General features: G+C 68.7%; 5 protein-coding genes and 1 riboswitch. Of the genes, 4 read left to right on the plus strand and 1 reads right to left on the minus strand.

Annotated elements, in window-relative coordinates; translation table 11 throughout:
• On the minus strand, window positions 1–1,284 hold a 1,284-nt coding region (locus G6027_RS15930), incomplete at its 3' end, for a sugar porter family MFS transporter (protein ID WP_241727197.1).
• Between the two features lie 177 nt (window positions 1,285–1,461).
• Here G6027_RS15930 and G6027_RS15935 point away from each other — a divergent pair.
• From G6027_RS15935 to G6027_RS18465, 4 genes are all read left to right on the plus strand, one after another.
• Window positions 1,462–1,836 (plus strand): SgcJ/EcaC family oxidoreductase, encoded by a 375-nt coding sequence (locus G6027_RS15935; protein WP_182638017.1) that lies wholly within the window; start codon window positions 1,462–1,464, stop codon window positions 1,834–1,836.
• A gap of 228 nt (window positions 1,837–2,064) precedes the next feature.
• Window positions 2,065–2,346: an Lrp/AsnC ligand binding domain-containing protein gene (locus tag G6027_RS15940; protein WP_182638018.1), complete on the plus strand. Its 282-nt coding sequence runs from the start codon at window positions 2,065–2,067 to the stop codon at window positions 2,344–2,346.
• Window positions 2,347–2,564: 218 nt separating this feature from the next.
• Window positions 2,565–2,698: riboswitch (cobalamin riboswitch) on the plus strand.
• Window positions 2,699–2,813: 115 nt separating this feature from the next.
• Window positions 2,814–3,818, plus strand: coding sequence for an ABC transporter substrate-binding protein (locus G6027_RS15945; protein ID WP_182638019.1), 1,005 nt, complete (start codon window positions 2,814–2,816; stop codon window positions 3,816–3,818).
• Window position 3,819: 1 nt separating this feature from the next.
• Window positions 3,820–4,040, plus strand: a 221-nt coding sequence (locus G6027_RS18465; RefSeq protein WP_206682502.1) for a hypothetical protein, incomplete at its 3' end; no start/stop codon positions are given.

Below are 4,040 nucleotides of genomic sequence, written 5' to 3' on the forward strand. Positions count from 1 at the left end.
GTTCGCCAACCACTGGGCGGCCGCGGCCAGGCCGAGCGCTGCCGTGCGGATGCGGTTGTTGAACATCTCTCCGAGCAGCACCCACACCGCCGGTCCCCAGGACATCCCGAAGAACACGACGAAGCCGTTGGCGGCGATCAGCGCGACGAGCCCCTGGGTGTCGCCGAGTTGGGGAGCCAGTTCGCCGTCGGGTCCCGGACCCATCGTGGCCGTGCTGAACATCAGGGACATCACCGCGAGCGAGACGGTCATGCCCACCGAGCCCGTGATGAGCAGCTTGCGACGCCCGATCTTGTCGATCAGCGCGATGGCCACGATCGTCACGACGATGTTCGTGACCGAGGTGATGACGGTCTGGGTGAGCGCGTCCGCCTCGGTGAAGCCGACCGACTGCCAGAGCGAGGTCGAGTAGTAGAAGATCACATTGATGCCCACGGCCTGCTGGAAGACGGACAGCACGATGCCGATCCACACGATCGGCAGGAGGTTCCTGCCGCTCGGGGTGAGCATGTCGTGCCACGACCGCTTCCTGTCCTCGCGAACCGTCGCGCGGATCTCCCTGATCCGGTTGTCGACGCCGCTGGACTGGATCGTGCGCAGGACGTCCCTCGCCTCGCCGACCAGGCCCTTGGCCAGCAGGTAGCGGGGGGACTCGGGGATCATGAGCGCCAGCACGCCGTAGGTGATGGCGGGGACCAGCTCGGTGAGGAACATCCAGCGCCAGGCCTGGATCCCCAGCCACAGCTCCTCGATAGCGCCACCGGCCACGGCCGCCAGCCAGGCGTCGGAGAGCAGGGCCACGAAGATTCCGGAGACGATCGCGAGCTGCTGCAATGACCCGAGGCGGCCGCGGATCGAGGGCGGGGCCACCTCGGCGATGTACGCCGGTGCGATGACGGAGGCCGCTCCGACGCCCAGGCCACCGACCACCCGCCACAGGATGAGGTCCCAGGGGCCGAATGCGAGCCCTGAGCCGATCGCACTGACGGTGAACAGCCCCGATGCCAGGACCATGACGCGGGTGCGCCCCCAGCGGTCGGCGAGGCGGCCCGCGAGATACGCACCGGCGATGCAGCCGAGCAGGGCAGAGGAGACGACGAACCCGGTGAGGCCGGCGTTCATGCCGAAGGTCTCCTGGACGGCGTCCACCGCGCCGTTGATGACCGCTGTGTCGAAGCCGAAGAGGAACCCGCCGAGCGCCGCGACCAGGGAGATGATCACCACCCGGCCGGTGTGGAAGGACTCCTCGTCCGAACTCCTGGCAGAGACGTTCCGTGTGGACATGGCGTACCCCGTTCCCGGGCCGGATGGACGTCCTGATGTCTGGTGAACGGAGCGTAGGCCCGCGACCAATGTGGCGCAAGTCACATATTCTTTATCCTTTGCGGCGTACGAACGCTCTGATCGAGAACACGTTCTAGGCTCGAGGTGTCTCGTCGTCATACCGAAAGGGCCACCGCCGTGAGTGCCTCCCCCGAGCAGATCCGTGCCACCGCAGACTCCTACATCGCCGCGCTGGTCGCCGGCGACCTCGAGGCGATCCTGGACCTCTACGCCGAGAACGCCACGGTCGAGGACCCGGTCGGCAACGGAACCGTCCACGAGGGCAAGGCGGCCATCCGCGAGTTCTACTCGTCCGTGGTGGCGCTGAAGATCGAGGGCGAGGTGCTCGAGGCGCGCGTGTGCGGCGACGATCTGCTGTTCAACTTCGAGATCACCACCCACTTCGACGCCGACTCCAAGGCCACCATCAACGTGTGGGACCTCATGACCCACGACGAGCAGGGCAAGATCCGTTCGATGCGTGCGTACTGGACCCCCGAGAACATGCGCTGAGACGAGGCAGGTCGGCGCTGCATGTGAAGCCGGCCCGCGTCCGCCTCCCGCGATTCTGCGTGTGGCCGCCTCCCCCGATTCGGCGCGTTCCGTGACACATCGGTCGAGAGAGAGTCGCCGAGAACGCGGCGGGAATTCACAGAACGCGCTCGATCGCTCGGGGCCGCGCCGGGCCTGGCCTCCCGGACGAGGGCGCGGGCTACGTGCGCTGGACTAGCCTTGGATGCCATGATCACCGCCATCGTCTTTGTCCACGCCGAGACGGCGCGCATCCCCGAGGTCGCCGAGGCGATCGCCGAGATCGACGGGGTCTCCGAGGTGTACTCGGTGACGGGCACCATCGACCTCATCGTGCTGGTGCGGGCCCGCCGCAATGAGGAGGTGGCCGACATCGTTTCCGACCGCCTGAACAAGGTCCCGGGCGTGGTGGACACCGAGACGCACATCGCGTTCCGTGCGCTGTCCAAGCACGACCTCGAGGCGGCGTTCTCGCTGGGTTACGCCGAGTAGACGCCGGCCCGCTTCGCGCCGCGCCGCGCCCCGCTTTGCGGCCCGCCCTGCGCCCCGCTTCGCGCCGTACCCCGCGCCGCGCCCCGTTTCGCGTCGTACCCCGCTCCCTGCGCCCCGCTTTGCGCCATACCCCGCGTCGCGGTCTGTCCCCCGTACCGCGGGTGTTCCCCCGTGGGTGTTCCGGGGAGGTGCCGCCCCGGCTGCCGAGGCAGATGTGCATACTGACACCACGACTTGCTGATCTCCGGATACGCAGGGGAAGACCGGTGAGAATCCGGCGCTGACCCGCAACGGTGTGCCGTCACCCTGGTGACGACGAGCCCGATTACCTGCCCGGAGGTTCGCGACTCTGCCCATCGCCGCGGTCTGCGATCCGGAGTCCTGCACGGTCGGCGACCGGCGTCGACGGTTGCCCACCTGCGGGTCTCGTGTGTTCGTGGGCACACGACACGATCCGAGGTCTGATCATGTTCCGTCGCCAGTCCAGGTCCACCGGGGCGCTCGCCGCGCTGCTCGTCACGGGAGTCGTCGTCGCGGGCTGCTCTCGCGGCGAGGCGCAGGAGAGCGCCGCCTCGGGTGAGGCGTTCGCTGAGCCGGTGACCATCACCAACTGCGATCGGGAGTCCACGTTCGACGCCCCACCCGAGCGCATCATCACGATGAACGCCCACGTCACGGAGACCCTCATCCAGATGGGTGCGGGAGACCGGATCGTCGGCCGCGGGTACGCCGACCGCGAGGACGTGCTGCCCGAGGTCGCCGAGGAGCTCGAGGCGATACCCGGGTTGGCCGAGGAGTATCCCAGCTGGGAGCAGATCGTCGATCTGGAGCCGGATCTGGTGGTGGCCGGCATGCGCAGTGCCTTCGACGAGAAGGAGGGTCGCAGCCGGGACGCGTTGGACGCGGCGGGCATCGACACGTTCCTGTTCTCCGAGTACTGCGGGGACGGGTTCCCGGACGTCTCCATGCTCGAGACCGACTTCTCTCAGCTGGGCCGGGTTCTCGGCGTCGAGGAGGGCGCGCAGGAACTCACCGACCGCATCGTCGACCGGATCGAGTCGGTCCGCGCCACCCTGGACGAGGCCGGCGTCTCGGGGACCCCCACGTTCTTCTACGACAGCGGCGAGGCGGAGCCGATGACGATCGGAGGCGTCGGCATCGGCCAGCTGATCGGCGAGTACGCGGGAGCCGACAACATCTTCATCGAGGGCGACCGTCCCTACCTCAAGACCACGTGGGAGATCCTCGGCGAGCGCCGGCCGGAGGCGATCGTGGTGCTCGACTACGGGGCCACCAGCGCGGAGGACAAGATCGCCTACCTGCGCAACCAGCCCATCATGTCCACCACCCCGGCGATCCGCGACGACCGGATCGTGGTGGTCCCCCTCGCCGACTTCTTCGAGAGTTCCCGGATGGCGACCTCGGTGGAGACCATCGCCCGTGAGCTCCACCCCGACGCCTTCGGGCGCTGACATGGCGACGGTCGTCCACGACGGGGGCCGTGGCGCACGCGGTGCGGCCACGCCGGCTCCGAACCACCCCCCGTCACCGTTCCGCACCACGGGACCGAGTCGCACCACGGGCGCGCGCAGCGAGACGAGCCCGAGTCGCGAAAGGCGGCCGCTGGGGCTGGTGCTCGCTCCACTGCTGGGGCTCCTCGCCCTGTCCGTGGCGGTGGGGGTCTCGCTGGGGTC

Source organism: Dietzia sp. SLG310A2-38A2 (assembly GCF_014145095.1).
Lineage (GTDB): Bacteria > Actinomycetota > Actinomycetes > Mycobacteriales > Mycobacteriaceae > Dietzia.